This window comes from Spirosoma luteolum (assembly GCF_054778875.1).
This window is the reverse complement of the sequence record NZ_BAAGZE010000002.1, coordinates 26,420-51,991: the sequence shown is the minus strand read 5'-3', so window position 1 is coordinate 51,991 and position 25,572 is coordinate 26,420. Positions and strand designations below refer to the sequence as shown.

Annotated in this window: 27 protein-coding genes; 15 read left to right on the top strand and 12 right to left on the bottom strand. The window is 51.6% G+C overall.

Going from position 1 to position 25,572, the window contains the following annotated elements; translation table 11 throughout:
• Positions 1 to 204: 204 nt before the first annotated feature.
• The 12 genes from ACYVAC_RS02675 (at position 205) to ACYVAC_RS02620 (ending at position 11,276) form a co-directional block, all read left to right on the top strand.
• Entirely contained in the window at positions 205 to 540 is a 336-nt protein-coding gene (locus ACYVAC_RS02675) for a DUF4134 domain-containing protein (protein WP_461096017.1), read from the top strand.
• Positions 449 to 1,087, top strand: a complete 639-nt coding sequence (locus ACYVAC_RS02670) for a DUF4134 family protein (RefSeq protein ID WP_461096016.1) — start codon at positions 449 to 451, stop codon at positions 1,085 to 1,087. The genes ACYVAC_RS02675 and ACYVAC_RS02670 overlap by 92 nt, the downstream gene beginning before the upstream one ends.
• On the top strand, positions 1,084 to 1,536 hold the full coding sequence (locus ACYVAC_RS02665) for a DUF4134 family protein (RefSeq protein WP_461096015.1): 453 nt from the start codon (positions 1,084 to 1,086) through the stop codon (positions 1,534 to 1,536). Before ACYVAC_RS02670 ends, ACYVAC_RS02665 begins: the two co-directional genes overlap by 4 nt.
• Positions 1,476 to 1,871: a DUF4133 domain-containing protein gene (locus ACYVAC_RS02660; protein WP_461096014.1), complete on the top strand. Its 396-nt coding sequence runs from the start codon at positions 1,476 to 1,478 to the stop codon at positions 1,869 to 1,871. Before ACYVAC_RS02665 ends, ACYVAC_RS02660 begins: the two co-directional genes overlap by 61 nt.
• Positions 1,868 to 4,444, top strand: a complete 2,577-nt coding sequence (locus ACYVAC_RS02655; protein ID WP_461096013.1) for a TraG family conjugative transposon ATPase — start codon at positions 1,868 to 1,870, stop codon at positions 4,442 to 4,444. The genes ACYVAC_RS02660 and ACYVAC_RS02655 overlap by 4 nt, the downstream gene beginning before the upstream one ends.
• A gap of 158 nt (positions 4,445 to 4,602) precedes the next feature.
• Complete coding sequence (locus tag ACYVAC_RS02650; protein WP_461096012.1) at positions 4,603 to 5,499, top strand: hypothetical protein; 897 nt, start codon at positions 4,603 to 4,605, stop codon at positions 5,497 to 5,499.
• 43 nt (positions 5,500 to 5,542) lie between these two features.
• Positions 5,543 to 6,814, top strand: a complete 1,272-nt coding sequence (locus ACYVAC_RS02645) for a conjugal transfer protein (RefSeq protein WP_461096011.1) — start codon at positions 5,543 to 5,545, stop codon at positions 6,812 to 6,814.
• Positions 6,815 to 6,887: 73 nt separating this feature from the next.
• Positions 6,888 to 7,127 (top strand): hypothetical protein, encoded by a 240-nt coding sequence (locus ACYVAC_RS02640; protein WP_461096010.1) that lies wholly within the window; start codon positions 6,888 to 6,890, stop codon positions 7,125 to 7,127.
• Positions 7,124 to 7,738, top strand: a complete 615-nt coding sequence (traK, locus tag ACYVAC_RS02635) for a conjugative transposon protein TraK (protein ID WP_461096009.1) — start codon at positions 7,124 to 7,126, stop codon at positions 7,736 to 7,738. The genes ACYVAC_RS02640 and traK overlap by 4 nt, the downstream gene beginning before the upstream one ends.
• Positions 7,739 to 7,976: 238 nt before the next feature.
• Positions 7,977 to 9,503, top strand: coding sequence for a conjugative transposon protein TraM (gene traM / locus ACYVAC_RS02630; RefSeq protein WP_461096007.1), 1,527 nt, complete (start codon positions 7,977 to 7,979; stop codon positions 9,501 to 9,503).
• A 21-nt stretch (positions 9,504 to 9,524) separates the two neighbouring features.
• Entirely contained in the window at positions 9,525 to 10,703 is a 1,179-nt protein-coding gene (gene traN, locus ACYVAC_RS02625) for a conjugative transposon protein TraN (protein ID WP_461096006.1), read from the top strand.
• 3 nt (positions 10,704 to 10,706) lie between these two features.
• Positions 10,707 to 11,276: a conjugal transfer protein TraO gene (locus ACYVAC_RS02620; protein ID WP_461096005.1), complete on the top strand. Its 570-nt coding sequence runs from the start codon at positions 10,707 to 10,709 to the stop codon at positions 11,274 to 11,276.
• Positions 11,277 to 11,386: 110 nt separating this feature from the next.
• Here the strand turns inward: ACYVAC_RS02620 and ACYVAC_RS02615 are convergent, their stop codons facing one another.
• From ACYVAC_RS02615 to ACYVAC_RS02600, 4 genes are all read right to left on the bottom strand, one after another.
• Positions 11,387 to 15,880 carry an NACHT domain-containing protein gene (locus tag ACYVAC_RS02615; protein WP_461096004.1) on the bottom strand — a complete coding sequence of 1,498 codons (4,494 nt, stop codon included), beginning with the start codon at positions 15,878 to 15,880 and terminating at the stop codon, positions 11,387 to 11,389.
• Positions 15,881 to 16,011: 131 nt separating this feature from the next.
• The gene (locus ACYVAC_RS02610) at positions 16,012 to 16,269 is read right to left on the bottom strand and encodes a hypothetical protein (RefSeq protein WP_461096003.1); all 258 of its coding nucleotides are present in this window, start codon (positions 16,267 to 16,269) and stop codon (positions 16,012 to 16,014) included.
• 54 nt (positions 16,270 to 16,323) lie between these two features.
• The gene (locus ACYVAC_RS02605) at positions 16,324 to 16,983 is read right to left on the bottom strand and encodes a relaxase/mobilization nuclease domain-containing protein (protein WP_461096002.1); all 660 of its coding nucleotides are present in this window, start codon (positions 16,981 to 16,983) and stop codon (positions 16,324 to 16,326) included.
• Entirely contained in the window at positions 16,980 to 17,405 is a 426-nt protein-coding gene (locus ACYVAC_RS02600) for a plasmid mobilization protein (RefSeq protein ID WP_461096001.1), read from the bottom strand. Before ACYVAC_RS02600 ends, ACYVAC_RS02605 begins: the two co-directional genes overlap by 4 nt.
• A 269-nt stretch (positions 17,406 to 17,674) precedes the next feature.
• Between ACYVAC_RS02600 and ACYVAC_RS02595 the strand changes: the two genes are divergently transcribed.
• The 3 genes from ACYVAC_RS02595 to ACYVAC_RS02585 all read left to right on the top strand — a co-directional run bounded on the left by ACYVAC_RS02595 (position 17,675) and on the right by ACYVAC_RS02585 (position 19,860).
• Positions 17,675 to 18,625, top strand: coding sequence for an AAA family ATPase (locus ACYVAC_RS02595; RefSeq protein WP_461096000.1), 951 nt, complete (start codon positions 17,675 to 17,677; stop codon positions 18,623 to 18,625).
• Positions 18,625 to 19,200, top strand: coding sequence for a hypothetical protein (locus ACYVAC_RS02590; RefSeq protein WP_461095999.1), 576 nt, complete (start codon positions 18,625 to 18,627; stop codon positions 19,198 to 19,200). The genes ACYVAC_RS02595 and ACYVAC_RS02590 overlap by 1 nt, the downstream gene beginning before the upstream one ends.
• 444 nt (positions 19,201 to 19,644) lie before the next feature.
• The gene (locus ACYVAC_RS02585; protein ID WP_461095998.1) at positions 19,645 to 19,860 is read left to right on the top strand and encodes a hypothetical protein; all 216 of its coding nucleotides are present in this window, start codon (positions 19,645 to 19,647) and stop codon (positions 19,858 to 19,860) included.
• A gap of 403 nt (positions 19,861 to 20,263) precedes the next feature.
• Here ACYVAC_RS02585 and ACYVAC_RS02580 read toward each other — a convergent pair whose 3' ends face one another.
• From ACYVAC_RS02580 to ACYVAC_RS02545, 8 genes are all read right to left on the bottom strand, one after another.
• Positions 20,264 to 20,572 carry a hypothetical protein gene (locus ACYVAC_RS02580; protein ID WP_461095997.1) on the bottom strand — a complete coding sequence of 103 codons (309 nt, stop codon included), beginning with the start codon at positions 20,570 to 20,572 and terminating at the stop codon, positions 20,264 to 20,266.
• Between the two features lie 14 nt (positions 20,573 to 20,586).
• A complete protein-coding gene (locus ACYVAC_RS02575; RefSeq protein WP_461095996.1) occupies positions 20,587 to 21,525 on the bottom strand; it encodes a hypothetical protein in 939 nt (312 codons plus the stop codon).
• 5 nt (positions 21,526 to 21,530) lie between these two features.
• Positions 21,531 to 21,974: an Eco57I restriction-modification methylase domain-containing protein gene (locus tag ACYVAC_RS02570; protein ID WP_461095995.1), complete on the bottom strand. Its 444-nt coding sequence runs from the start codon at positions 21,972 to 21,974 to the stop codon at positions 21,531 to 21,533.
• 33 nt (positions 21,975 to 22,007) lie between these two features.
• Positions 22,008 to 22,745, bottom strand: a complete 738-nt coding sequence (locus tag ACYVAC_RS02565; protein WP_461095994.1) for a hypothetical protein — start codon at positions 22,743 to 22,745, stop codon at positions 22,008 to 22,010.
• 127 nt (positions 22,746 to 22,872) lie between these two features.
• Positions 22,873 to 23,037 (bottom strand): hypothetical protein, encoded by a 165-nt coding sequence (locus tag ACYVAC_RS02560; protein WP_461095993.1) that lies wholly within the window; start codon positions 23,035 to 23,037, stop codon positions 22,873 to 22,875.
• A gap of 88 nt (positions 23,038 to 23,125) precedes the next feature.
• Positions 23,126 to 23,863, bottom strand: a complete 738-nt coding sequence (locus tag ACYVAC_RS02555; RefSeq protein WP_461095992.1) for a PD-(D/E)XK nuclease-like domain-containing protein — start codon at positions 23,861 to 23,863, stop codon at positions 23,126 to 23,128.
• 84 nt (positions 23,864 to 23,947) lie between these two features.
• Positions 23,948 to 24,607: a hypothetical protein gene (locus ACYVAC_RS02550; protein WP_461095991.1), complete on the bottom strand. Its 660-nt coding sequence runs from the start codon at positions 24,605 to 24,607 to the stop codon at positions 23,948 to 23,950.
• A gap of 246 nt (positions 24,608 to 24,853) precedes the next feature.
• On the bottom strand, positions 24,854 to 25,546 hold the full coding sequence (locus ACYVAC_RS02545; RefSeq protein ID WP_461095990.1) for a hypothetical protein: 693 nt from the start codon (positions 25,544 to 25,546) through the stop codon (positions 24,854 to 24,856).
• Positions 25,547 to 25,572 lie beyond the last annotated feature (26 nt).

Sequence of the window (25,572 nt, the reverse complement as noted above, 5' to 3'; positions counted from 1 at the left end):
TCTGATTACATGAAGTCGAAGAAATCGGGGGAGTGTTTGCTAGGGAGTTTTCATCAATTGCCAAAGTGGCTATCTATCTGAATATCTGCAAATTTTAAAATAAAATAAATAATTTTTTACCTATTTATATTTAATTTTTTAAACATTTATACAATCTTTGTACTGTCATCTGGCCGGAGACAGAACTTTTCAACTCATACTTACATGAAACGGATTACTGCCTTTGGGCGCGGGTTCCTCCTTGCTGCCCTGACAATAGCGACAACGTTTGCTCAATCGGTTGATCAGACCAAGGGGATTGGGGCCGGAGTACAGGTCCTTACGCAAACAACTCGAGATTTACAGGAATACTTCAGACCAATGACGACAGTTATGTACGTGATCGCGGCTATTGTCGGCATTTTCGGAGCCTTCCGCATCTACTCTAAGATGCAGGCGGGTGACCAGGATGTACAGAAGTCGGCGGTTAACTGGGGAGGCTCAGTACTATTTCTACTGGCTTTTGCTGCCATTCTGCAAGCCGTATTCTTCCAGGTATAACCCGACGCTGAAAATGTACAGAATCAAAACCTTACTACTACTGGGTTGCTGCCTACTCGCTTACGCGGGCGTGGCGCAGGACGTGAACTTGAACGGGAATACAGCTACCCACGTGGGTATTGACTCACAGTTTACCAACCCTATCCTGAGCCGGATGCCTACATTCCTCAAATTTGTCTGGTCCGTATGCGGTCTAATGGCCCTGATTGGAGGGCTACGCATCTATACTCGGGTACAGGCCGGTACGGGCGACTTCGCCTTAGAAACGTGGCGACTAGGGTCAGCCATCATTGGCGTAGGCATTGTTGCTCTGTTCCTGCAAGGATGGGTTAGCTATCGTATGCCAAGCATTACAGCAGCTCGTTTCGGAACCGAAAAATTGCTGTATCGGGGCGGTGAAGACAACTCAGACATAGTCGATCCAACACCCGGTGCTGTGGTAGCTACACCATACCTGCCGGGTCAGGATGCGCGCCTTGATTCAATTCGCAACTATTACCGTACAGCGTCTGACTCGCTGCGGGAGTATACTCGATTCGACCGGTGATTCTGCTCTACGATGAGTTTCAGGCCTACGGCCAGGTAAAATCCATTGGCTTATGGCTCTGCGCCTTGGCCGCGGTCATTTCGGGGTTCCGCATCTATCAGAACTGGAACCGGGGCGAAGATGTCGAGGGGCCTTTGGTACTATGGCTGACCAGTATCGCCTGCTGTGGCGGCATAGTTTACGGAGTAGATCGTTTCATCTTGAGCGGAGCTTTCTCGTCTTCGTTCGGGGGTAGCGATTACCTCGCTCAGCAATACACACAGTCGATGGCCATAGAAGGTAATCGGGCGGCCTTAGTACTGGGTATTGTTGTGGCCATTATCGGTCTGATTCGGGTGTTTCAGAAGTTCCGGCGGGGCGACGATGACCTTCACGAATTCATGTTCAAATGGTTTGGCTCATTGGCCTTTCTATTCCTGATGAGTTCCATTATCTCAGCCATGTTATGAAGTCTTATTCTATTTATCGCGGGGTCGATAACGAAATTGAGTTTAGGGGCCTCCGCGGGCAACACTTTTACTACGCAGCCGGGGGGCTGATTGCTTCGGTTTTCCTGACCCTGTTTAGCTACATCGTAGGCCTACCCATTTTGCTGGCTATTCTACTACTTGCTCTGGGAACGGGGGGTACGTTGGCCTGGTGTTTCACCCAACAAGGTCGTTATGGCCGGTGGGGAGCCGTAAAGCATCAGGTGCAACGGCTTAAGCCCTCGTTTGTGTGCCAGTACCAATCGTTTAACCGGCTGGTGCCTGTGCGCCAGTACACAACCAGGAAGTCACGATGAAGAAAAAGAGAGCACTCGCGGACCTGTTTCCCATCCTGTGCATCGACGGGCCAACAGGGTTCATCGTATCCAAGAACGCTGACATCACGATGGCGTTTGAGTTGCAGGCACCGGAGATTTTTGCAGTTTCTGATTCCGAATACGACGCGCTTCACGACGTGCTTATTCGGGCGGCCAAGGTGCTGCCGGTGGGCTACATGGTGCACAAACAAGACTTGTTTATAGAAGACGTATATACACCTACGTTTGACAGCGAATTTCTGCGTTCATCCAATTACATGGTCTGGGAAAACGAGCGGCATTTTGCCGACCGCCCCTACCTGCGACACCGCTGCTACCTCTACGTTACGCGGCCGGCGACTCCTCCTCTCAAACGTACCAGCGGGCAGTCGTCGCTGCTGAAACGGCACTTAGTACCTAAAGACATGCAGGAGAGCCGTACCTGGGCAGCGTTCGGCGATGTGGTGAATCAGTTTGCAGCCATCGTACAAGACTCACGGAAAATGAAGTTGCATCGGCTCACGCCCACCGAACTACTCGATAACAATGAACAAACCGGTTTATTCCAACGCTATTTCTCCTTATCGCTGGATGATCCGACACTACACGACATCGATCTAACGGATGGACTAACCATTGCCGGGCAACGTACCTACACCTACACGCTGTCGGAGTTGGACGACTTTCCTAACGAGGTATACAACTCTGCCCGGTTGGAACAGTTCTCCACCGATAGTAGCCATTTCCCCATTTCGACCGGCTCCGCGCTGGGGATGCTCCTGCCTTTCAACCACATCTACAATCAGGTGCTGCTGGTAGAAGATGGTCACGCGCTTTCGAATCAATTGGTGAAGGAAGTAAAGCGACATACCTCATTTGCGGCCTGGTCGAAGGAGAACGAAGTTAGTATCCGTTCAAAGGATGCATTTATGGATGAGGTTAAAGACCGTAACCGGAGGGTAGTGCGGGCACATTATAACGTAATGGTGTTTCACCGCGACCCCGACATAGCCGACGCTTACCGCTCTCAGGCAGCTGCGGCTATCTCGAAGCTGGGCTTTAAACCAAAGCTGGCTAGTCACGACGCTGAAACATTGTTCTGGTCGTGCATCCCTGGCAACATTGCCGAGGTTGGTGCCGATAACTTAGCCACTTGCTTTCTGGAAGAAGCCACTGCGCTCTGGAACACGGAGACTAACTATCGGGATGACTTTTTCTGCAAAAATGGCCTGCTACTAACCGACCGTTTTGGCCGCCCATGCATGGTGGATCCATTCTTTGGGCCAATGGAGCGGGGCATCATTGCCAATCGCAACTTTATGGTTATCGGCCCGTCGGGGTCGGGCAAGTCCTTTACCATGAACAACATGGTATTCTACCTCCTCAGCCACGGTATGCACATTAGCTTAGTCGACGTGGGTGGCTCCTACAAACGGCTGTGCACCCTGATGGGTGGGCGGTACGTCACTTATGAGCCCGATAACCCAATTGAGTTCAACCCGTTCTACAGTCGTGATTTAGACCCGGACGAGGAAACGAAAGACGCATTAGCGAACCTGCTGATGGCACTCTGGAAAAAAGACGGCGAACCAGCGACCAAAGCTGAAGAGGTGACCATTGCCAACATCGTGCATGAGTACTATGGAGCCATGCGCCGGGCGCAAGAGGCAGGGGAAGACCCCTTCACCTGTTTTGATAGCTTTTACGAATTTGCGCGGGATACGTACCCGGCCATTTTTACCCGGAACATGGGGTCAGAGCGGGAGTTCAACCTGAACAATTTCCTGTACGTACTCCGTCCGTTCCACGCCGATAACCAGTATGGCTACCTGCTGAATTCGCGCCGGAACATCGACCTGATGGAGCTGCCCTTTGTGGTATACGAACTGGATAACATCAAGGACCACCCGGTGCTGTTTCCCATTACCACCATCATGATTATGAACACCTACGTGCGTAAGCTGCTCAGCGTCAAAGGGGTTTTGAAAATGCTCATTATTGAGGAAGCGTGGAAGGCACTGGCGAAGGAAAACTTCGCGCACTTCCTGCGCTGGTGTTCAAAAACGGTTCGGAAGCACTTAGGATCGCTCGGGGTTGTGACGCAGGAGGTGGACGATCTGGTGGGCAATCCTATCGTAAAGGATGCCATCATCAACAACTCGCCCATCAAGTTTCTGCTCGACCATCAGAACTACGAAAAGCGATTCCCTGAGATCATGCAAACGCTGTCGTTGTCGGAAAAGCAGGCGGACATTATTCTGAGCATCAACAAAGGCAAAGATCCTAACCGCCCACCCTACAACGATCTGGCGCTGCTGCTGGGTGACTACTGCAAGGTGTACGGACTGGAAGTCAGCCGCACTGCCTACGGTACGTTTACCACCGAGCGGTCGGAGGTCGAACAGATTAATGAGCTGGCCAAAGTGGCTTACGGCAATGATTTAGAGTCGGCGGTGAAGGGCTGGGCTCGGGGCGAGCGGGCCGGGGGACACCTACCCGTAAATGCACAGGGCGTGCCCCTGCTCCACGCTAACGGACGCGCACCCAGGCCATTGGATAGAGTTACTCACTAAGCGAAGCCGTAGAGTCGCAGCTACAATAACACATTCCAGACAACAAACAAATGCAAACCAACCGACTTATACGGGTGGTGGGGCTACTACTTTGCCTATGCCTGGCCCCTGCTGCCCTTCAGGCTCAGTTTGTGGTAAGCGACCCCATCCACACAGCGGTGTCCAACCTGATGTCGCTGATACAGAAACCGTCTTTCAAAACGATGGTGGATGCTATTGAAAAACTGAAAAAGGTGAAAGGGGCCGTGCAAAGCTACCACCGGGGCCAGCAACTAATTCAGACGGTGCAGCAAACCACCCGGACGCTGCAAAGCATTTCCACAGTCATCAGCGAAGACGGGCACATTTACCCGGCGGAGTATTCTCTGATTGCCGACGACCTGAGTGCAATGGGAACTCAAGCCAACGACATCTTAAAAGATATGCGGCAGGGCTCGTCGCAAAACCTGTTCGAGATGAATGATCAGGGCCGGATTGAGTGGATTTTCCGGGCTTATGAGAGTGCCAAGAAGTATCAGGGGCTGGTCAACAACTACTATTACAAGGTACGTGGGCTGTCGCTGCGCCGGGTGCGTTCACAGAAAGACTGGCTAATGACCAGCCGTCTGTATGCAATGGCTGAGCCAACGTTAAATAAGCAGGGCAGCTACCGGGAAGTCCAGTTCATGCTGGGCGAAAAAGGCTACGACGACGATTACACTGACCGCAGCAAATCGGCCCTTGACGAAGAGACCATTGCCCAGCAGCAACGGCAAAAGCAAGCCGAAATTGACCGGAAAACGGCTCTTATGCAAGAATGCCAGGACCGGCTTCAGATTGCCGACTTGCAGGGTGAACAGCAGGCCTTCGCTGAAATGAAGTTCATCTACCCACCCTATTACGACCCCGAAAAGAAGGGTAAACCCAACGGGTACGTTGATCCCACTGATGGACACATCATTTCCGACGAAGAGTTTGGGATTCTGGTGCGCATTCGCGGCCGGCAAATAGCCGCTGACAAGCGGGCTGCCATTCAGCGTGAGTGCCAGGAAAAAATGAGCAGCAGCGGAGGTTAAAAGCTCATTATCAATCTACAAATGCACCAATCTGCTTACATATATGCTGTTTGACGCTTACAAAACACTGCTGGGCCTGTACGCCGACATGACAGCCTCAACGATGGACATAACGGCCCTAATTGAGTCGAAGATCAGGGCTGTGGCTGGCATCGGGGCACTGGTCTACATCTTCTCGCGGCTTGTGCCACAGGTCATGCGTTCGGAGCCAATTGACTTCTTTCCGTATCTACGCCCATTCATTCTCATGGTGCTCATTGGCCTTTCGCCCCGTATCTGCAACGGCATCGACAAACTGGGCGAAAGCATCCGCACGGCCGTAGAAAGCAAAAATGGTACGCTCTACGAGAAAATTGCTGAGCAAACTAAGCTGCTCCAGCAAACCGTCGATGCCAAGTGGCAGGAAATTGGTGAGCACCCCGAACTGTTTAGGCAAGTGGACCCTTCGTTTAATCCTGATGCCTTCGGATCGAGTCTAAAGCTGAGCTTTGCGGAGTATTCGGAGAAGTTTAAATATGAACTGCTCTCCTACACGCAGGATATTCTGCTGGCGCTGATGCAACTGGCTGAGTGCATTCTGTTCTTGATCTCATTCACCTACCGGCTTGTGCTACGAATGGGCGCGCCGATTGCCATTGCGCTAGCGGTTTTTCCTGGCATGAGCAACAACATTGCGGAGTGGTTCGGTAAGTACATCAACTACACGCTGCTCCCTACCGTAGCGACCATCTATTCCTCAATTGCCTTTAAGGTTACGCTCAAATACCTGAGCTATTATGACCCAAAGACCGTAGTACTGGGCAATGCAGGAGGGGCTGAAGCACACACGCCAGAGTACATGGGCCTGGCCTTTATCGGTATTCTGGTCATGTGCCTCATCGGCTACTGCCAGGTGCCGTCGATGACAAACATGCTGGTAACGGTAGGTGGCGTGGGGGCGATGGTGCAGGGCGCTACGAGCCTGGCTAAATCAGGTGCGGGGAAGGTGGCAGCTCCGGCAGCCAAACCCCTTAGAGCAGCAGCAGCTCAGATAAGCAGCAGCGTAACCAGCGTAGCCCGGCTGGGTGGCAACATGGCGGCTGGCGTAGCCCGCTCTCCCTTTACGATGGCTGCACACGTGGCCGGGGGCGTAGCCCGAGGTGCTCGAGCTGGAGCGGTATCAGGTGGTAGTGCCTTTGGCCGGGGTGTCAAAGGAGTTGCAGGGGGTGTAGCCGGAGCCGTCATCGGAACAGGTGTCGGCGCTGTCGCGGCTGCTCACGGGGCCACCGTAGGAGCCTACCGGAAGACCTACACAATCAAGAAAAATCAACTCTGATTTCTTGCCATTGAGCCTTTTGAGGCCCTTCCTTTTCGACGCTAATTTCTTGCTTTTGCAAAAAAACAATTCCATGAATTACCATCAGAACAACCTATTAGTCAAGCACAAACACGTTATCTGGCTATGCGTGGGCAGTTTGCTAGTACTGGCCTTTCTGGTTACCTGGAGCTTTGTCTGGAGCTTTGGCCGCTACCGGCAGGCGACACAACACACCTATGTGTTTCACCACAAAGGGGCCGCTGTTTCCATCTATGACGAACAAAGTATCCCCCTCATCACTAAACTCAATCCTTACCATACTTATCGATGAAAGAGCTACTTCAGTTGGAAAAGGATTTTCAGTGGGGACGATGGCTACTAATTGCGGCCTTCGGGTTCAGCCTGGTTGTGGCCCTCACTGCTGTGGGGCTGGCTTTCAAATACAGCAACGAATTCAGCAAGCGGATTTATCTCGTCAACCGGGGCGAAGCCATTCAGGTCACATGCGGCAGTGTTGCCGACAACCGCCCCGCTGAGCTGCGCCACCACGTTGGGCGGTTTCACGAACTGTTCTTCACCGTTTCGCCAGACCCAAAATCCATTGATGACAACATCCGTCGGGCGATGTTCCTGTGCGACGAATCGGCCAAGCGGCTGTACAACAACCTCGCTGAACAGAATTTCTACCGCAACATGGTGCAGGGCAATGTAACGCAGCGGGTTCAAATCGACTCCGTGGTGGCCGACCTGCACCATTACCCCTACCGGGCCATCACCTACGCACGGCTGGTGCAGGAGCGGGCAACGGCGATTGTGCATCGAAGTCTGGTTACGCAAACTAATCTGGTGGACGTGAACCGGAGCGACAACTCCCCTAACGGGCTGCTCATGCGTGATTTTCATATTCTGTCATCGCGTGTCACGCAGGAATACGGCAAATAAGAATGTGCCTGTTTGGATTGAATAACCGCTCCCGTCGATCGGAGGGCGCCGAACGTACCCAAGATCACCCCGCATTCCTGTTAGGCAAGCTAATGGCAGACCATCTTGTCCAGTTGGAATACCGATTAGCCAACAAGCTTAATCAGGCTCAGCACCGCATTGGGTTTGGAGCCAGAAATACCTTGCTTATCATGCTAGGAGTCTTTTTTCTACTCTATTTTATTGCCTTACTGACGCAATGAATTCAACTGAACAACCACAAAACAACCCTTTTTTTGATACGCCGATTGAGGAAAGTCCAGCGCTGGGGACCGAGACGGTTCAAAAAGGGAAGGTAGCCCGCAAGCAGATTTTGTTGCTTTTCGGCGGATTTGCCTTCCTGCTCGGCGTGGCCATCTTTGGTTATCTCGGTGGCTTCATCTCTTCGAATACAGCCAGCCCAACCGCCAATTCAACGGATGATGGGGCATCGACGTTAGCCCCCCCGGAAGCCCGGCCGCATAACCTCGATGACAAGGAAAAGTATGACAAGTATGGCTTTGATGCAGGTACGCTTAATCCAACCCAATCATCGGCCATCGACCGGCAGGCGGCAGTCGGCACCCAACTGCTAACGGGTAAAGACCCATCGATGACACGGGCCACTAATGAAACGTTGACCGATGCCGATCTGAACGCCATTCGTAAGCAGGCAGGTCAGACTACGGAGCCGTACCTGACAGCTACGGAGCGTAAATCGGCGAAACAAAGTCAGCTAAAACGGCAGTTCGACCATCAGCAAGCCGAGCGGGATGCCATCTACCGGACTATGCACCGCTCGCCCAAAGGCCGGGAGCAATTGGCCGAAGAGCGTACAGTCAAACGGCAACGCGACCTCGATGGGCAAACCGCCGATTTGCTGCTGCGACAGATCGACCGGGCCAATGGGCGAATGAACACCGGGGCTACTGGTAATGGACTACCCGCCCCAACGGAGCCGCTGCATTTGACTGAGTATCGAGAATTGAAAGCGAAGTACGGCGGTGAGTTGCCACCCTCCTACCGCACGCTGTTCAAACGGGAGATCGCTATAGAGGAAGGTAATGTCAGTCTAGAAAACGTACCCACGGAATCCGCCATATCGGCCCGGCCAACGGGTGCGTCAGAACGAAAGGCAATGAATTTAAGTAATGCGGGCTTTTATGGCCTGACGACGTCGGCGGCTAATCCAGTGGCAAACCCCTCGGCAATGGCTTCATCTATTCCCGCCGTTGTACACGGCGATGGCGATGCTGTGACGGTGCAGAACGGTAGTACGCTGAACCTTCGCCTGATAAGTGAGACTACCCTTCGCCTGAACGGCGCATGGGTAAAACTTCCCGCGCACACACTGCTGGCTGGTACGTGCAGCATCAGTGCCGACCGCGTCAACGTTGCAGTGACGAGTGTACGGTTGGGTAATGACATCTATCCCATTCGGCTCACAGCCTACGACTTAGATGGCCGTGCAGGGCTTTCTGTGCCGAAACTGGCCGACAAAAACCGAGTTGCGCAGGGTCTTGGAACCTCGGCGGGTCAGGCTGTCTCGTCCCCCTACTACTTTGTTCCCCAAGGTTCATTTGGCCAGCAGGTGGGTAGTCAATTGGCCATGCAAGTGACAAACACGGCCTTTCAGGGCGTGCGCTCACTAGTGCAGTCCAAGCTAACGTCCGTCAAGGTGACGGTCAAGCCGAATTACCGCATTTTCCTCCGAGCCGAGCAGACTGCTGCTGGCTATACCAACTAACGATTGTACACATCCGTTTTTATGAAAAGTCCTTTCTTACTCTTTTTTATTGCCTTTACGCCTATTCTGGCCGTAAGCCAAGCGACTAAGCACACTGGGCGGGGTCCCCGCTTTCAAGTTCGGGTTAACCCTATTACTAGTAAAACCTTTCCGGTAATGTCCGTCACACCTAAAACGCCGGATATATTGTCCACGCTCACAACCACGGGAACCAAAGCGTACCGTACAACACCTATTGAGGACAGCAAGGTTAATCAATCGCCCCCTGTTTCTGCATCTCAAACTGTCACTCCGGTACGGGTAGCCAATCCTGAGTTGGTCGAGAGCGTTAGAGCGAAACCGTATTTGCTACCCATAGACCGGTCAGCCGTCAAAGGCTCGTACCCGTTAGGCATCTCAGAACGCAAGACCACGCATATCATTTTCCCGTCCAAGATTAAAGAGTTTGATGCCGGCACCGACTACGTACTGGCGCAGATTCCGGAAACCGTCACAAATGTGCTGCGGGTAAAGGCTAACCCGAAAGCAACGGTGTTCTGTCAGGCCGATTCAGGCAAGGAAACCAACATGACGGTCATTACCGAAGATGGTGAGTTTTTCTCCTTTCTGATACGCTACCAGGAAGAGCCGGAGATTTTAAATATCAATATGGCCAACAACGTCACAGCCGACGATTACTCGAGCCGGGCGTTGGGTATCAACCGAGCTAATGCCATTACGTTCGTGCAGTCGGTTCCGGCGACGGATGGCCTGCCGTTTGCAGAAGCGGATCTACTGAGCCATTGTGAGCGGGTTTTGGAGCGCAAGCCCTTTATGCGCAACATCGGGGCCTCGTCAATGCGGCTGACCAATTTGCTGACGGGCATCTACGTAGCCGACAAAGTGATGTACTTACAATTCAATCTCCGCAATGACAGTCAACTCGATTACGAAGTCGATTTCGTAAAGTTCTACGTGCGGGATAAAGAAAAGCTCAAGCGGATGGCAGCTCAGGAGGTCGAAATGAAACCGTACGGCCGCTACCCGGCAGAGCATAAACTACTCCGGGCTAAAACTGAGCAGTCGATGGTGTATGCCCTACCCATGACGACCCTTACCGAAGACAAAGTACTCGACGTAGAGCTATACGAAAAACAGGGCGGTCGCCACCTCCGTTTTCAGGTCGAAGCCGACGTACTACTCTTAGCCAAACCCTTCTAAGTCATGACCAAAACAATTTTACTTTTGCTATTTACCTGCCTTCTATCGGCTGGCTCCTATGCCCAAACACACCTGAAAGGCCAACGATTTCTGGACGTGCAGGGGGGCTTGGTCGGTGGTTTTGCAGCCCATGATCAAGTAGGCATCAACGGCCTCATCTCAACTGGCCGGTATAATCGGCAATACAACGCCTGGAAGGTCTCGGCCGGCTATTTGCAGAAGACAATGGGGGCAACTGACATGAGTGCGTCGGGCCAACTAAGCCAATTCAGTATCAGCTGGGGCTACGAATTTAACCTGTGGCGCAATGCATACCGAACTCGCTTCGTACGGGGCTCACTACAGCCGATGGCGACTTATGAGGTGCTACCCGTATCATCAAGTCACGCGATACCCGATTCAGCTTATACGCCTATGCCATCGGGCGGTCGGTTTTTGTTGGGAGCCGAGGGGAGCGTTGAGGTTGAGTTTGCACCTGTTGTGTTTAGTATTCGGCAGCGGTGGTTGCCGAAGTCAGGGGTGCAGCCGTTTTACACGTTGGTTAGTGTTGGGTGGCGATGGCATGGGTTGTAGTTGGTTGTAGCAGAATTACATGTATAGTTTTAAATCGAAATGATAGCAAAAAAGCCGTGTTCATCTTATCTGGACGCGGCTTTTACATGGTCGTAGGGCCACTTGCGGTATCAGTCCAATGCAGATGTCACCCCACTTAGTAGAACTCGATAGTGAGGATTTATTAGCATTTTGTCGAAGACATCCATTGCTTGTTCTTTCTCACCGGATGGGGCCTGAAATTCTTCTAAGCGATTGTAGGCTTGAAGGATTAGGTTGATAGGTTCGTTTCGTAAGTAACGATGGGTAATATCGGGTCCTAGATGCTGGTCAAAATAAGACCCCAATCGAATACAGTCGTTCGGATATTTCTTGACGCATTTCATTAAGTATTCATAAAATTCATGGTCTCGAATTTTACCAACGTTGCTTTGGGCATAAGCTTCGAGGAATGGCAAAAGCAGCTTAAATTCAGTGATCTTGAATTTTAAGAAGGCACTCAAATAGGCCTGACCAACCTCTTTGTCAGTATAGTTCAAAAAACGGAAAGCAATTTTTGCACAACGGTCGCACTTGACCTTATCCTTATCGGTTAGGGATGACAACGCAATGTCAAGGGCACCATTTATTGCTTCGACTCCCTTTGCCAAGTAGCGTTCCAGCAACCCCTCGCTTCCCTCGTAACCGTATCTGTGGGCAACCATGACCAACTGAGCCATAACATGTAGTTGCTTTGGAGCTTCTAAACAAAATTCTAAATACGGGCTGAGTGCATTGAAATCTACATGGATGTTGTGTTGCAGCGAATACCAAGCTACGCCCGCTAGTTCAACTTCGTGACCTTCGCAGAGCATCAGAAAAAGCCTCAAACCGCGCTTGGAATCGTAATGATTGAATTGTGCCAGATCTGTAAGGGCAACAGCCCGAATAGCAACTGAGCCATCAATTCCTACCTGGTTTATGATCTGAAAGCAACGCTCGGTGTATTGCGTTTCGTGTACCCATTGGTAGATCCGATGGATGGCAGCCCCTCTCACCGTGTTTACTCCGCGATTAAGCAACTCCATCTCACTGTACCCCCGCATATCTTCCGTTCCGTTACGAGCGCAGTGTTCCAAGAAGTCGAAAGCCTCGGTATCGAACGTTTTACGCTTTACCCAGTAATCTGTTAGGCGAATCAGGCGAGTGACGTACTGTTCATCTTGGCTACGCGATAGGCTGCTAAGAAAAAGCCTTTTGAAAGTGCCTGACTCACAACTTGATTCGGCCAATCCTTCAAGACCATGAAAAAGATACAAGTCCGGTATGTCGGGACGGGCGAGAATTGCTTCCAGCAAACTGAGAAAACGGGCAGGCCGCTGCTTTACCTCTTGCTCGAAGCGTTGGGCGTGTGTTAGTTCATCAACGCCTTCCCATTTTGGGTTCGACCGATGATTGTAGCGGATGAATGTTCTCAGCCAATGTTGGTCAGTCATTTGGGCGTAAGCACTGGGTGACATCGCCCGCCCGCCTACTGTGACCATTCCGCGACGAGGTAAGTCGTTCGTTTTGTACTTAGGAAACTTCCGTTTCAGTTCTTGGTGTCGCTTCTTTAAGGGTCTATAGGATTCGATAGATTCTTGGGGCAGTAGGTTAATCAGGTCATACTGCCTAATGCCCGTTGCCCCAAATAGTTGATTGTTTTGCGACCGGTGATAGTGGTACTCTTTTTTTGGATTAAAGGTCAGTATTCGGTCAACGATACTCTGTTGCTGCGTGGGTGTCCAATGGGGGAAACTGGTCTGTAGTGCCCCACGTACAGACCGCTCAAAATACTCGTGATAAACCAAACTGTGTTCCTCTAACCACCGCGATTCACTGAGTTTATCGAACAACCTGTTGGCGAGCATGATCGGTTGATGAGTAATACCTTGTATGCCCAGTGAAATCAGGGTGACGTAATCTGTTTCCAGCAAGCTGAATAGCTGTTGGGTGGCCTCAGTCGGGTCGCTATCTAACCAGGTACGTAGCCACGTCTCAAGTTTTGCCAGTAGGCAGAAGTGTGCATCATGTACAGCATCCTCGGCTGCGAAATGATGATACGTTGTATCAACAATCAGACTGGTCGGACGGTCTTCCCAATCGAAAGGTTTAGATTTAGCTAATAATGTCTTAATTATCGTTAGACCGACGAATATGGCTTTTTGCGGCAGCTTTTCGAATAGTTTTTCTAAACATTCTGTGAGTTTATGGTCATGCTGTTCGCCTGGGAGCTTTACGTTGTAGCCTTTCTCAATTGGGGCAATCAGCCGCAAAAGCCGCTCTTTAATTTGTTCACCGACCCAATCGGGCTGCGAAGCGAGTGCGTGCTCCATGACATTGTAGAACCACATATCATCATCCGGACGGAGCGCGTAAGCCTCATCAAACAGTTCTAGGGCAAGAGGGCTGGTGAATTCCTCCAACACAAATAGCACGTTACCAATAAACGGTCCGCGCTCGGCTGAGGGGGGTAACTGATGAAGGAATTTAATCAGATCGGCAGGGCACCAGTATTGAATGCGACGACAAAGCTGATACAGCCGGTTATAAGCCACAGGATCAGCCAAATCGAATGGCTCGTCTAAGTCCTGCGTGACATACCGAAACCAGTTAGCGGTTTTAATTGCTTCAAGAAATGTTTCCCAAAGCAAGGGATTAGCTTGGATCACCGGTTGCAACAGCCGGTATTCAGTTGGTAAGGGGTCGGCCTGAGAAGCCAGATGTTGAATGGTTAGAAGCTGAATATGAAACCGTATGTTCGTTGAACCCAACAGGGTACGTATCTCCCGTTCGTATCCGCTCTCGTCTGTTTCGCGCAGGTAAGCCAGCACTTGCCTGATCTGCGAACGGATAAATAGCCCCTGATGCTTCGCTCCGCTCAAGATGTCAGCGGTAAGGCTATTGCCTCGTTCAACAAACGAACGGGCAAATACATAGTCGAAAAAAGATTGATGAAAGAACTGTAGTTTGTTGTCGTAATGGGTAAGGAGGGACTGACTACTCAGATAATCAATGGCCGCTCGGTACTGCGATTCATACCGACGAAGAGGCAGGCTGATTTGTTGCTGCTCGTACATCTGAGCGGCCATCGTCCGTAGTAGTGAACGTACTTGATCAACAGTAACTGCTGTGGTATCAGGCACGTACAACACTTTTTGCGTCCAAAGCGCATGATAAAGATCCTGCAACGTGGCCAAGGTTGCCAGATTGGCTACGTCGCGATAAACCTGACAGAACAGCGTCAGGTGAAGCGGTACATGAAGTAGCTCAAACAACCTGGCAGTTATATGGCTTTTTGTCAACGATAGTTTGAACAACACCTGTTCAACCTGCTCATCTGACAGGGGCTTGACTTCTACCTTCGGCCGGTTTCTGAACTGAACAAGCACCGGGTCATAGTCGAAGTCATATCGCCTACAGGAAATTACCAGACGAGCATTAGGTAGTCTCGCCAATTGCTCAATGAGTCGGTTGTAAGTCAGGATGCCCTGCCGGTTAGCCGATAAAGATTGAGATAGAGCATCGAGTTGATCAATCAGAATAATCACGCGGGGGTGCTCCGTCGCTAATTGGCGGATTGTATCATCAAGTTTGCCAGACAAGCCCAGTGCCCCTTCTAAATCGCTCCGTTGCGAGAAAACCAGCCGGTCTGCCTTTAGGCCAAGCACAGGCACTTGTTGGTGGTGCAGCGTCAGCAGTAAGTCGCGCAACATGGTGGTTTTACCTGAACCGGCCCCGCCAATCAGAAAGATCGCTGAATCAGGAAGCTTTGACCTGTCATCAGGCTGTGGCAGCGGATTTTGTATCCACTGTAGCAGTTGTTCTGTCTCAGCCCTTTCCAAATGCGTTAAGCCGCTTTGCTCAAAGGGTGTCGACCAAGAAGCCAAGTCCACAGACGCATTAAATAGTTCCTCAGTGAGTTGCGTGTTCGTCCGCGTAGGTTGGCTCGTACCAGCCGGTACCACCAGAAGTATGTCTGGGAAAAACTGCTTTACAACAGAGGCATATTCTGATTGGTGCAACCATCCGTCCAGTTGGGTCGGGATGATAGGTCTGATTTGAATGCGAGTAAGAATGTCGATTAGATCAGCTTTCGTTTTATCGTATGTCAGATGACCAAACGAAGCAGAATAGTTCTTTATGACTTGATTGGTCCAAGCTTCTAATCGTGGTTCTTGTAAAATGCTTATATTAAACGAGGCCAGTAACGAGGTAGCTTCGACATTGAACTGAGAGGTAATAGCCAGAAAGTAGTTGTATTCATCGCGGTCTGCAATGAGCGAAGGGTCGCAGATGGCATTAAGCGCGAACTTGATGATTTCTTTAGCGCATTGCGAAACCGATAATGTGTCTTTATACAGTTTACATTGAATCAGGCCAACTCGTCTTCCTTCCTTCGCCAGAATAACATCTTGTCCACCATCGGCCCCAACGGGCATCAGGTAAGCGGTATCATATAGCTTGCAATACGGCTGCTGTTGAACTTCTACGTGCCGGTTGAAGATACTGAAAAGTAGCTTTTCAAAATCTCTATCATCCAACGCATTAGAGTAGGGCAGAGATTTAGGACGGTCTGAAAGCTTAAACGAATTCGATGAGGACACGGAGTTAACAGCTTATACGTTCATGGATTTCATTTTTTCGACCTCTTAACTCAAAATAATCTTGGTTGACAGAGGTTTATTTAGAAAGAGACCTGCCTTTTATTATTTAGTTACTAATAGCAAGATTTTGTCTATCCCTCCCAATCTGCCCCCCCGTAGTACTCATCAAGTGCTAGCATCTTCATAGCATCCTGCTCGGCAACAGACCGGGCCTGGAACCGATCCGGTTCGTCAATTCCCTCTGCAATGACAATGCTTACGACCTCACCAAGGCTGTCCTTTACTTCATACACCGAGACAGATTCCTGCTGAATAAAGACGAATTGAACATCGTCGTATTCGCAACCATCAAGAATTTTGTTGCCTAATTGTTTGTCGCCCGCTTCCATAAGCTACCTAAATAGTTGAATAGTCAAATATACAACTATTGCATAAAAGCACATTCATAAACCTTTACGTTTCTTGCTTCTCGGAACCTGCACAGTTTCGTCGGATTGTGCAGGTTTGGGCATTTCAGGATGTACTTGGTCAATTGGTGTTTTGGGCATTTGTTTCCTACGGCTTTCCAACACCATCGGTACGCCTGGCGTGAGTCCGTGCAGCTCCTCCATCACCCGGCAGAACCGTCCGACCTCCCGAAAGTTAAAGCTGGTTTGAGCTGTGTTCCTACCGGCTCCATCTACCCTGCTGGCAATAATATGAAAGTGTTCGTGTTCACGATCCCGATGTCTGAAGGCTACCATCGGATTATTTTCCATACCAAAGGTGCGAGCAAACGATTGGCAAATTTTTACCATAATGTCGGCCGAGGGGCACTCACCCGGCGGAAACGAAAAACTTTGGTGCCACACGGGTTTACGCACCCGATCGTTTAAACTGGCCACCGACTGCATTCCATTTGCCATCTGTTCCAGATTTAACTTCAGCTTACTCTCTGTGCGTAGCTTCTGGTCGCTAACCACGGTTACGCCAATGTGCTGCACAAAGAGCAACTCACCCCTAATTCGGGTGCGGTCGAGGCTATGGTTTGCGCGGGTTTCGTAATAACAATACTGCATGGCTCCGAGAAAGCTGGCACCAAACCGGGCTACTTTTCCAATCATTTTGGTGAATGTCGTTTAAAACTTTCACTAACCTGTTGCAATTGATCAAGCACTTCGGGCAGGGTTAGTTGCTGACCGTTCTCGATCAGCGCGTCGAGCTGAGCCAGGGTAGCATGCCGTACTAAGCTTGCCTGGCAAAACTGCCGAACCTGAACGGAGATCTCGCCCGCTTCGTATACAATAGCCCGGATATCCTGAGCATATACGGCATCCTCACCGGCCCGCTGACTGATATACCAGAGCGCGGTCGTGAGCCGATCCAGCTTACCCAATTGAGCCGTAACTTCGGGCGGTAGCTGGCGGAACCGGGGAAGCTGATCCAATTGGCCCAATACCCCCGTTCGTAGGAGTTGCGAGACACTGATATCCGATTGCTGACTAAGCATTTTGAGAGCTTTCCGTTCCTGTTGAGAGAGCCGCACAAACACGCCAGTTGATTTGTTTTCGGATGATTTATCCCGTTTCGACCCTTCGTTGCTTACTTCTCTCCTACCTGCCATTTACGATTCCTGTATATACAAAAACATAGCTTGCTACACATCCAAAGTTTGGTTGCATGGACCAACCGAGTTGCCTCATGCATCCTGTACAACCCATTCAATTCCGGTGATGTAGTTGCATGGGTAGCTTTCGCCATCCGGGTTGCACAAGGCAACTCACGCAACCTGTGCAGCTCAGTTGAACCAGTTGCATGAGTTGTAAATATGTAATTTATTATTTTATTTTGTTTAATATTTTACATATTACATCTATCATGACCGGTAAGATTATTGCGATTCATACGTCCAAAGGGGGCATGGGTAAGTCTACGCTCACGGCCATCATAGCCTCTTACCTGGCGTATGTGGACAAGCAGCGCGTCATCGTTTTTGACTGCGACCCACCACAGCATTCGATTGCTGATTTACGGGAAGAAGAACTGACTACTCAATCCACGCTGAGCCAGACCTACCAGGCTCTATCGACGGACGAGCTAATGCAGATGGCTCAACCGTACACAAGTACCAATGATCAGGCAGCGTTTGAACGCTACCGCTACAATCGACAGCATGCATTGGATGACCACTACGCTATTCACGCACTGCCCTTTTCAGCGCTCCAGGAACTAGACATGGATCGGGTACGCGCCGACTTCGATTACATCTTTCTGGATATGGGTGGTCAGTTCAATGTCGGCATACTCCGTGCCCTGGCCGAAACCGACATGCTACTCGTTCCTTTTACGACCCAGCAAGTTGATGTTACGGCATCCATTCAATACGTGGGGGCCATACTTGATTATGTAATGAATAGACAGCTACCTGACTATTTAACTATCCGGTGCTTCTGGAACAAGTATAAGTTCACCTTCGGACGGCGAGCCGATGCGTTGGAAGCCTATTTGTCAAGCGTGTTCCGTAATGAAGTAATACCGGTTTCCTTCCTCCAGACCAGACTCAACGATGCCGATGCAGGTTTCGACCGGGCTAAGATGCTGACGACCATTGCGTCGCCGGTGCTTATGCCGGCAGGGCGGTACGTTCGGCGAAAGGATGATCCTAAACCTGCTGAATGGCGGGAGGCTCAATACTTACAGGACATCGTCAGCCTTATCAAAGAGGTCAACACGTTACTTCCCACCGCAGCAATCGCCAATCGCTAATGGACCTCGACAAATACCGTCGGCCTGCTTCGACCCAAAGTGAGGATTCCTCGCATAAATCAATAGACAACCAGAACCTGGAGGCCCCTTCACTCGGCAACTCAGTCGATAGCTTACGGCAAAAAGCCAGTCGCTACCGAAATTTCGTACAATACGAAGCAGAGCCGCTAAGGCCTACTGAGCCAGATCCACCAGTATTAGGAGCCCCCGTTACTTCAATCAATAGTTCCTCGTTCGAAGATCCGCCAAAGCGTAACGTAGCGAAAGGCAATAAATTCAAGTCGAATTCGCCATCGACTACTCTGGGGAGGCAACCCATTCGCCCACCGGCTTCACCGAAGAAAAGAGAGCCCTCCTCCCAAACCGGCGTGAAGATTGTCTATCTCGAAGAAGCAATGCGAGAAGAATATATTCAGATAGCTGGCTATCTGATGCTGAAACACCGGGTCAAATTAACGATGGCAGCCTACTTCTGCTTCCTGCATGATCAGGCTGTGGCACAGCAATCCGACGAAACCTTTCTCACCACGCTTGCCCAATTCGTCAAACGAGCTGGGAGCACAACGAGCCAATAATCCATGTTCCTTGTCATTTCCACCAGCGCCTTTATTGTACTGGCGACAATGGGCCTTCTTATCTGGGCAGGGTTAGTCCTTTGGTTCACCGGTAGAGCCAAGTCAAAAAAAGCAACCCGGCCTACCTCTACTCTTACGTCCTTCTTTCAGCCTACAGCCGGTAAGACCACCGTCGACGTACCTATGCCGATGGCTTCGTATCATCGCAGCGAGTTGATTTTATCGAATCGGGCAAGTCAACTTTCGGTCGTTATGACGACACAGCCATCGCCACCCGCAACAGCAGAGACACCAGGTGTTCAGGAGCCGGAGTTGGACGATCCCACATTTACCCTAGCCCCATCCCCGTCTCAACCCGGTTATCAGTCAGAACAACACCTCTTGAACGATGGGCCCAATGCAAACCCTCCTAATGGCTTTCAGCTTAGCTTTGACCGACAACTGTTGACTCGACTGCTCAGCGATGATTCACTCTGCGAACAGTTTGAAGAGGTACGTGCATACACCCTCGATCGACAGCGCGAAACGGGCCGCTCCTACGCCAGCCTATTCCGGGAAGCTATCACTGACAAACCCGCCGATGTACAGGCCGTGCTACTGAACCTCCTGATTGACGAAGACGTAGAAGATTATGATGGTAGCCTACCAGCCTACAACTAATCCGGCTTTTACTACCCGTATGATTTTTTTATTGCCTTTCGACTTCCCCTTTGATTCGCGCGACACAAGGACAGGGGCTTTGGGTTGACCGGCCATGCAATGGTAAGGTAGCAACCCGAAGGTGTTGTCGGGCGCGCCAGGAACGGAATAGCCTACAGGGCGTTTCCGTCCTTACCCCTTGCTTCACTATAATTCTATTTAAATAGCTGAATATTTAACTACTTACTTTACCCCTTTGATTCGTGCGACATTTGGGCAGGGGCTTACGGGAAGCAACCGACCGCGAAGCGGTGAGGGCGCAAACCGGAAGATGCTGACCGTCGCGCCCGTTGGGAGATGGCCTGCATGGCGTTCTCCCAACGTACCCCTTTGATTCAACCCGGCTTTAAAGGCCGGGTACTTGTTAGCAAAGGTGACCGTGAAACTGTAAATACAGGCGCTCCGTATCAGCATGAGGGATAAAACACACTAAGCCTTGAATCTCGTCAACCGTCGAGCGGGCATTGATGCAATCGCCTTCGTCATCCACATTGGTTACAATAACCCGGCCACCTGACGGGATGGAGTAACGGCCGAACCAGAATAAAGGGGTAGGCCCTTTTAGCAAAGCCTCATCATCCCCGGTAGCTGCATCACCGTTCGCCAGGGAGCCGTACGAAGCAATAGCCCGGCACTGTATCGTTTTATAGAAGCCTTGTAGGGTATTATCCATTGTAATAGCTTCAACTAGTTCGAGATAAGCGGGGCCGGAATGGTGGCCGGAACGACGGCCCTTGACGCCCGTTCGTTCACTGCGTACTGAGCATCTACTTGGGCGGCCTCGCTGGCTGCGGCCAACTTCTTTCTGACGTTGCCCGATAGGTACGTATCACGGTCTTCTAAGCGGCCCGACGGGGGGTTTAGATAAGCCAACTCGGCCCCTAACAATGCCTGTTTAACTTCCGTATCGGATTGATTCACCCACGTACTTATCTGCTCGACATTCACCCAACCGTATAGACCAATAGACAACCGTAGCGCGTCGGCCAGTGATTTGACCCGCTCCGGGGTGTGGGTGGTGGGGTACACCCGTTGCCGGGAAATATCGGCTTTGTTAATGGTGCATGAGGTCGCAGTTTTGGGGGTGCTCCAGTCTTGTGCGGTGCGGCTCACCACTTCTAACGCCTGTACGCTGGCAAACTGCGGGTCGTAGTCTTCCAGAAAAGACAAGGCCCGGTTTCGGTTGAGCGTCCCGAAATAGCGCGTAAAGAGGGCATAGGCTTGGTTCAACTCAACCCGTAGGTCGTCGGTTTCACCCTCTCCCCTACCCTCCTGCTCAGCCTTCCGAAGCTGATCAAATGCCCGCTTCACCCGATCGTATTGGGTAATGATGAGCGTTTGGCTGTATCGTTTGCCCCGAACCGTTACCGATTCAGTAAACCGTGTGTCGCTACTCCGCTTTGTTTCGGCTGTCTTATCGGCCTGCGCTGCGGGTTGGTTATCCAAAATGCCTTTTGGCAACTGGTCAAGGGCTGCGGCCAATCGCTGCGGCAAGGTGGCGGGGTCGGTCAGGTATAGCGTGGGCTGGTCGGCCCGGTACAACCCGCCTTTGTTTACCTCGTCGGCAAAGTGCATGTCCCCCAGCATCATGGCGGGGCGGGCGTGGTAATACTCGTTTACGGCCAACGTCCTTACGGTTTCCGCGTCGCTGGCATCGGCCCGAAGGGTAACAGTACGCTCAAACGAGAAGGCTGCAAAGGGTCGGGCGGTGGTGATACACTTCCGCAAAATAGAACGTCGGTCGTTACCTGCGTTTCGGCGTTGGCTTCAAACGCATTCGACGGTAAGCGGATGGCTCCCAATAGTTCGGCCCCGGCTTCGGCGGTTAGGAACCGGCGAAACTCGGCCCCGGCAGCGTCGAGCGTACCCATCGACGTAATGAGGGCCACAGTGCCGCCCGGCTTGACCAACTGCGCGGCCCGGCTAATGAAATAGTTATGAATGGCAAAGCTGTTTAGTTCGGGGTAGTGATGGTCATACACCGTGTACGAGCCAAAGAGTACGTTACCAATCACCAAATCGAAGCTGCCCGCCTGTAGCTTGGTTTCTTCCAGTCCGCAAACGTGGGTTTCCACCTCCGGGTAAAGCTGTTGCACCAGTTGCCCCGACTAGCAATCTTTCTCGACGGCTACCCACACCGAACGCTCCCGGAGGGTCGGGGGCATAAGTCCGATAAAATAGCCGATGCCTGCGGCTGGCTCAAGAATGCGCCCTCCCGAAAAGCCGAACCCTTCTACGGCCTGCCAAATAGCCGTAACAATCTGCGGATCCGTATAAAAGGCGTTTAGGGTCAAGGCTTCGGCGGCTGACTGCTCGGCGGGGGTCAACAGGTCGGCTAACCGCTGGCGGGTACGTCCGTACTGACCGCCCCAACGGTTAACGGATTCGTCAAGAGTGATGGCGGGGTTGGCTTGCGCCTGCTGCCACTGCTCGAACTCCGTTTGTTTCCAGACCTGCGACGAGCCGCCCCAACCCGTGTACAGAGATAGTAAACGATGTTCGGCGGGGTTGGCCTGCCGCCCCTCCTGGCTGATGCGTTTCAGGGTCTCAATGGCTGTGAGGTTAGCCCGTAGCTTAGCTGCGTTGCCTGTGGGAATGACAAACGAGTGGTCGCAAAGGGAAAAAAGGGGCTGCTGCGGTTGATGCCGTAACGCTATCTGTTCATCAATCGGTAACAGCTTGGCGGGCTGTACGGGGCTTGGCTGGGCGTTTCGTTCGCCCCGGATGGGTGGTACTAAGCCCGGCCCACCAAACAGCGTGTACTGGTTGGCAACAATGACAAGGGGCCGGGCGTCGCTACGCCGGTTATTGGCCGAACGTATGCGGGGCGTTGGGTATCGCGACATAAATAGTTGAATAGTATAATACTATAAAGATAGCCAATTATTCAGCTATTTATATAGTCAATTATCTACCTATCAAGTTTTTACAACCCGCTTGATTCGTTACTTTTAGCTGCCACCCCTTGGTTATTTACTCGATGGCTACCTCGTCGAGGTACACCTTAAATACCATGTCGTGATTGGTGGCCGATACGAATCGGTAAAGAATATTGCCCTGCTCGTCAATGGTCTCCACTTCTTCGGAAAGCCACCCTACCTTACCGACAGGGACAAGTGGCCCTAACGACACGAGCAACTTTCCTCGTCGATAGTTGCCTTCTGGGGGTGGGAGTTCTTTCCTGACCATGGAACAAACCTAGTTGAATAGCTAAGTAGATGCCTACTTAGCTATTCAACATTTTAGTTAGGTAAATTGGTGAAGTACTGGATGCGCAGGGGGAATCCGCGTACCGTCTTCTGTGCGCTGATCCAGCCAGCACCGGATTTTCGGGTGAGGCCCACGACGAGGGGCGAAACGTCGACCGGGCGAGTAGCGACAGTAAACGTTGGTAGCGTTCCCGCCCGTCCTGAATGAACGACTGACCGATGGTGTCGGCGGTTGGCTCGAAGTAAAAGATCTGAAACGGCTCTGCTTTCTGCACACCCAGAAATACGAACCGACGGGCTTGTAGGCCGTCCAAATAAAAGGCGGCTTGCCGGTCATACTGGTACTCCTCGCAGCGCTCGATAAACTGCCGGTACGTGCGGGCGCGGGTAGTTTTGATGTCGACGATCAGCCCGTGCCGTAGGCGTAGGTCGGTTTGACTTTTGCAAAGCAGACCCGTGTTTGAATCCCGGAACAGGTGAGGCTGCTCTTTCTGCCCCCACTGCAATGCCCACCGGCCAAACCGGGTAGCGCGCACGGCTTTTGCCATTTGGCTCAACCGGTCGCGGTCGATTCCCTCTTCAAGCGGGTTGCTACTGCGCGGCTCTAAAAGCAATTGGTGAAATGCCGACCCTTCGGCGAACGCTTTTACGGGTTTTTTGTATGACTGGCCCAGCAAAAACCGTTCGTACTCGGACAAATCGGAATTGGCAATGGCGGGAAACAGGCGGTAATTATCAGTGGTCAGAACGGTCATAACAGTTAAGTCTGGTATGAGGTTGGGGATAAGTAGAGCAAAAGTTAGGTAGTTAGCTATTTAAATATCTGACTACCTAACTTTTTATATCACTTCGGCAACCTGCACCTCTGCAGAGGGTAACTCACCGGCGTTTAACGCTATGGGCACGACATCGGCAGCGGGCAGGGCGAAGGTCTCTGAGAAGCTGAGGTATCTTGCCGTTTGCTTTAGCGTGTCGCGCCGGTAGATGGGGCAGTCAGCCGCGTACTCGGCGAGTTGTTGCACCGATGCGGGGTCGGCAAGCTGGTAGCTGAACCGGCCAATAAACCACGACTTGGTATGGTCGTTTTTGCTGGTCATTTTCTCCGGGCGTACCGTAAGCACCACATCACACAGGTTCAGCGGTTCATTGCCTTCATAGATGAGCTTTTTGATTACGCCCCGCAGTTCGGACAGGGTCGTACCGTTGAACATGATACTCGATACGCAATTCAGCGCGTCGATAAAGAACAGCTCCGCCCACGCTTCGAGGTTGCGGTTGAACAGCCCATCCTCGAAGATGCGGAACACGAAGGGCTGAAAGGTGAATTCCTTGACGGGCTTGCCCGACTTATCCAGTACGGGCGTGTCCCCGTCGATGTTGAACTGCCCGGTCTGCGAGTTGTAGCGATACTGCTTCGGCTCGCCTTCGATGTAGCGGAAGATGTCAGAAATTAAGGTTTCACCATGTTTGTTGACGGTCTCTTGCTGATAGGGTTTCATACCTGTATAGCGTAAAAAAGGGGTTGGTGCCTGGGCTTACACCGGCCAAGCGGTAGCGGTTTTAACACTACAAAGATAGCTAACTATTCAGCTATACAACTATCTAATTATTGATACACAGGACTTTATGAACCCGGTTGATTAAGCCTTGAGCGTAAATAGCATTAAACAGCCCCTTGATTAAAGAGAATAGCCGACTATTTAGATAGTCGGCTATTCTTCATTAGGCCAGATTGCAGGACCAAGTTACTGAGAGGGCTGCGTCAGTTGTTGCTCACGCAGGTGCAGCAAGTACTGCTGTTGCCGCGTGTCTAAGATACTTTCCAGCCGCTGCAATTCGTCTTTAAACTGAGGAGACCGATAGAGTGTGTCAGCCCGTTGAAGGAGCCGTTGCATCGGCGGGGTTCTTGCCACGGCGACCTGAGCCAGCAGATACCGGTGTTGCCAATAGCCAGCCGCATAGGTATCCCGTTGCTGCCGGGTTTGTAGCCAGGCAAAGACCAACCCGCCCAGCAACATGCCGACGACCACCAGCCCACCGGTCAGGTAGCGGACTAACTGAAGCACCGCCTGTCCGGGCTGTTCAACTTTGACCACGCTCGGCACCAACCGGGTCAACTGCGCTTCGATGGCCGGCGTGAGCGTGGCGGGTAGATGGGGCAGCCACTCGGTGAGTGTGCCGACTAACTTTTCCTGTTGTGTTTGTCCGGCTTTGTCGAGGGCTTCCAGCAACGTGCCAATCAAGTGGGCAGGAAAATCGCCTGATGGCGCAGCCGGGTGAAAGGCCATCGGTTCCGGTTTGGCGGTAGTCGGCTCGGTCGACGGTTTTGCTCCACGGCTCCAGTACGGATTAGAGGAATAGGGTTTGTTGGCTAGCGCAGGGCCGGGTCGGTCGGGACCGAGGGTATCCAGTTCGGGGTAAGTAGGGGAGGGGTTCATCGGTTGGGTAAACCGGTCAGGACATG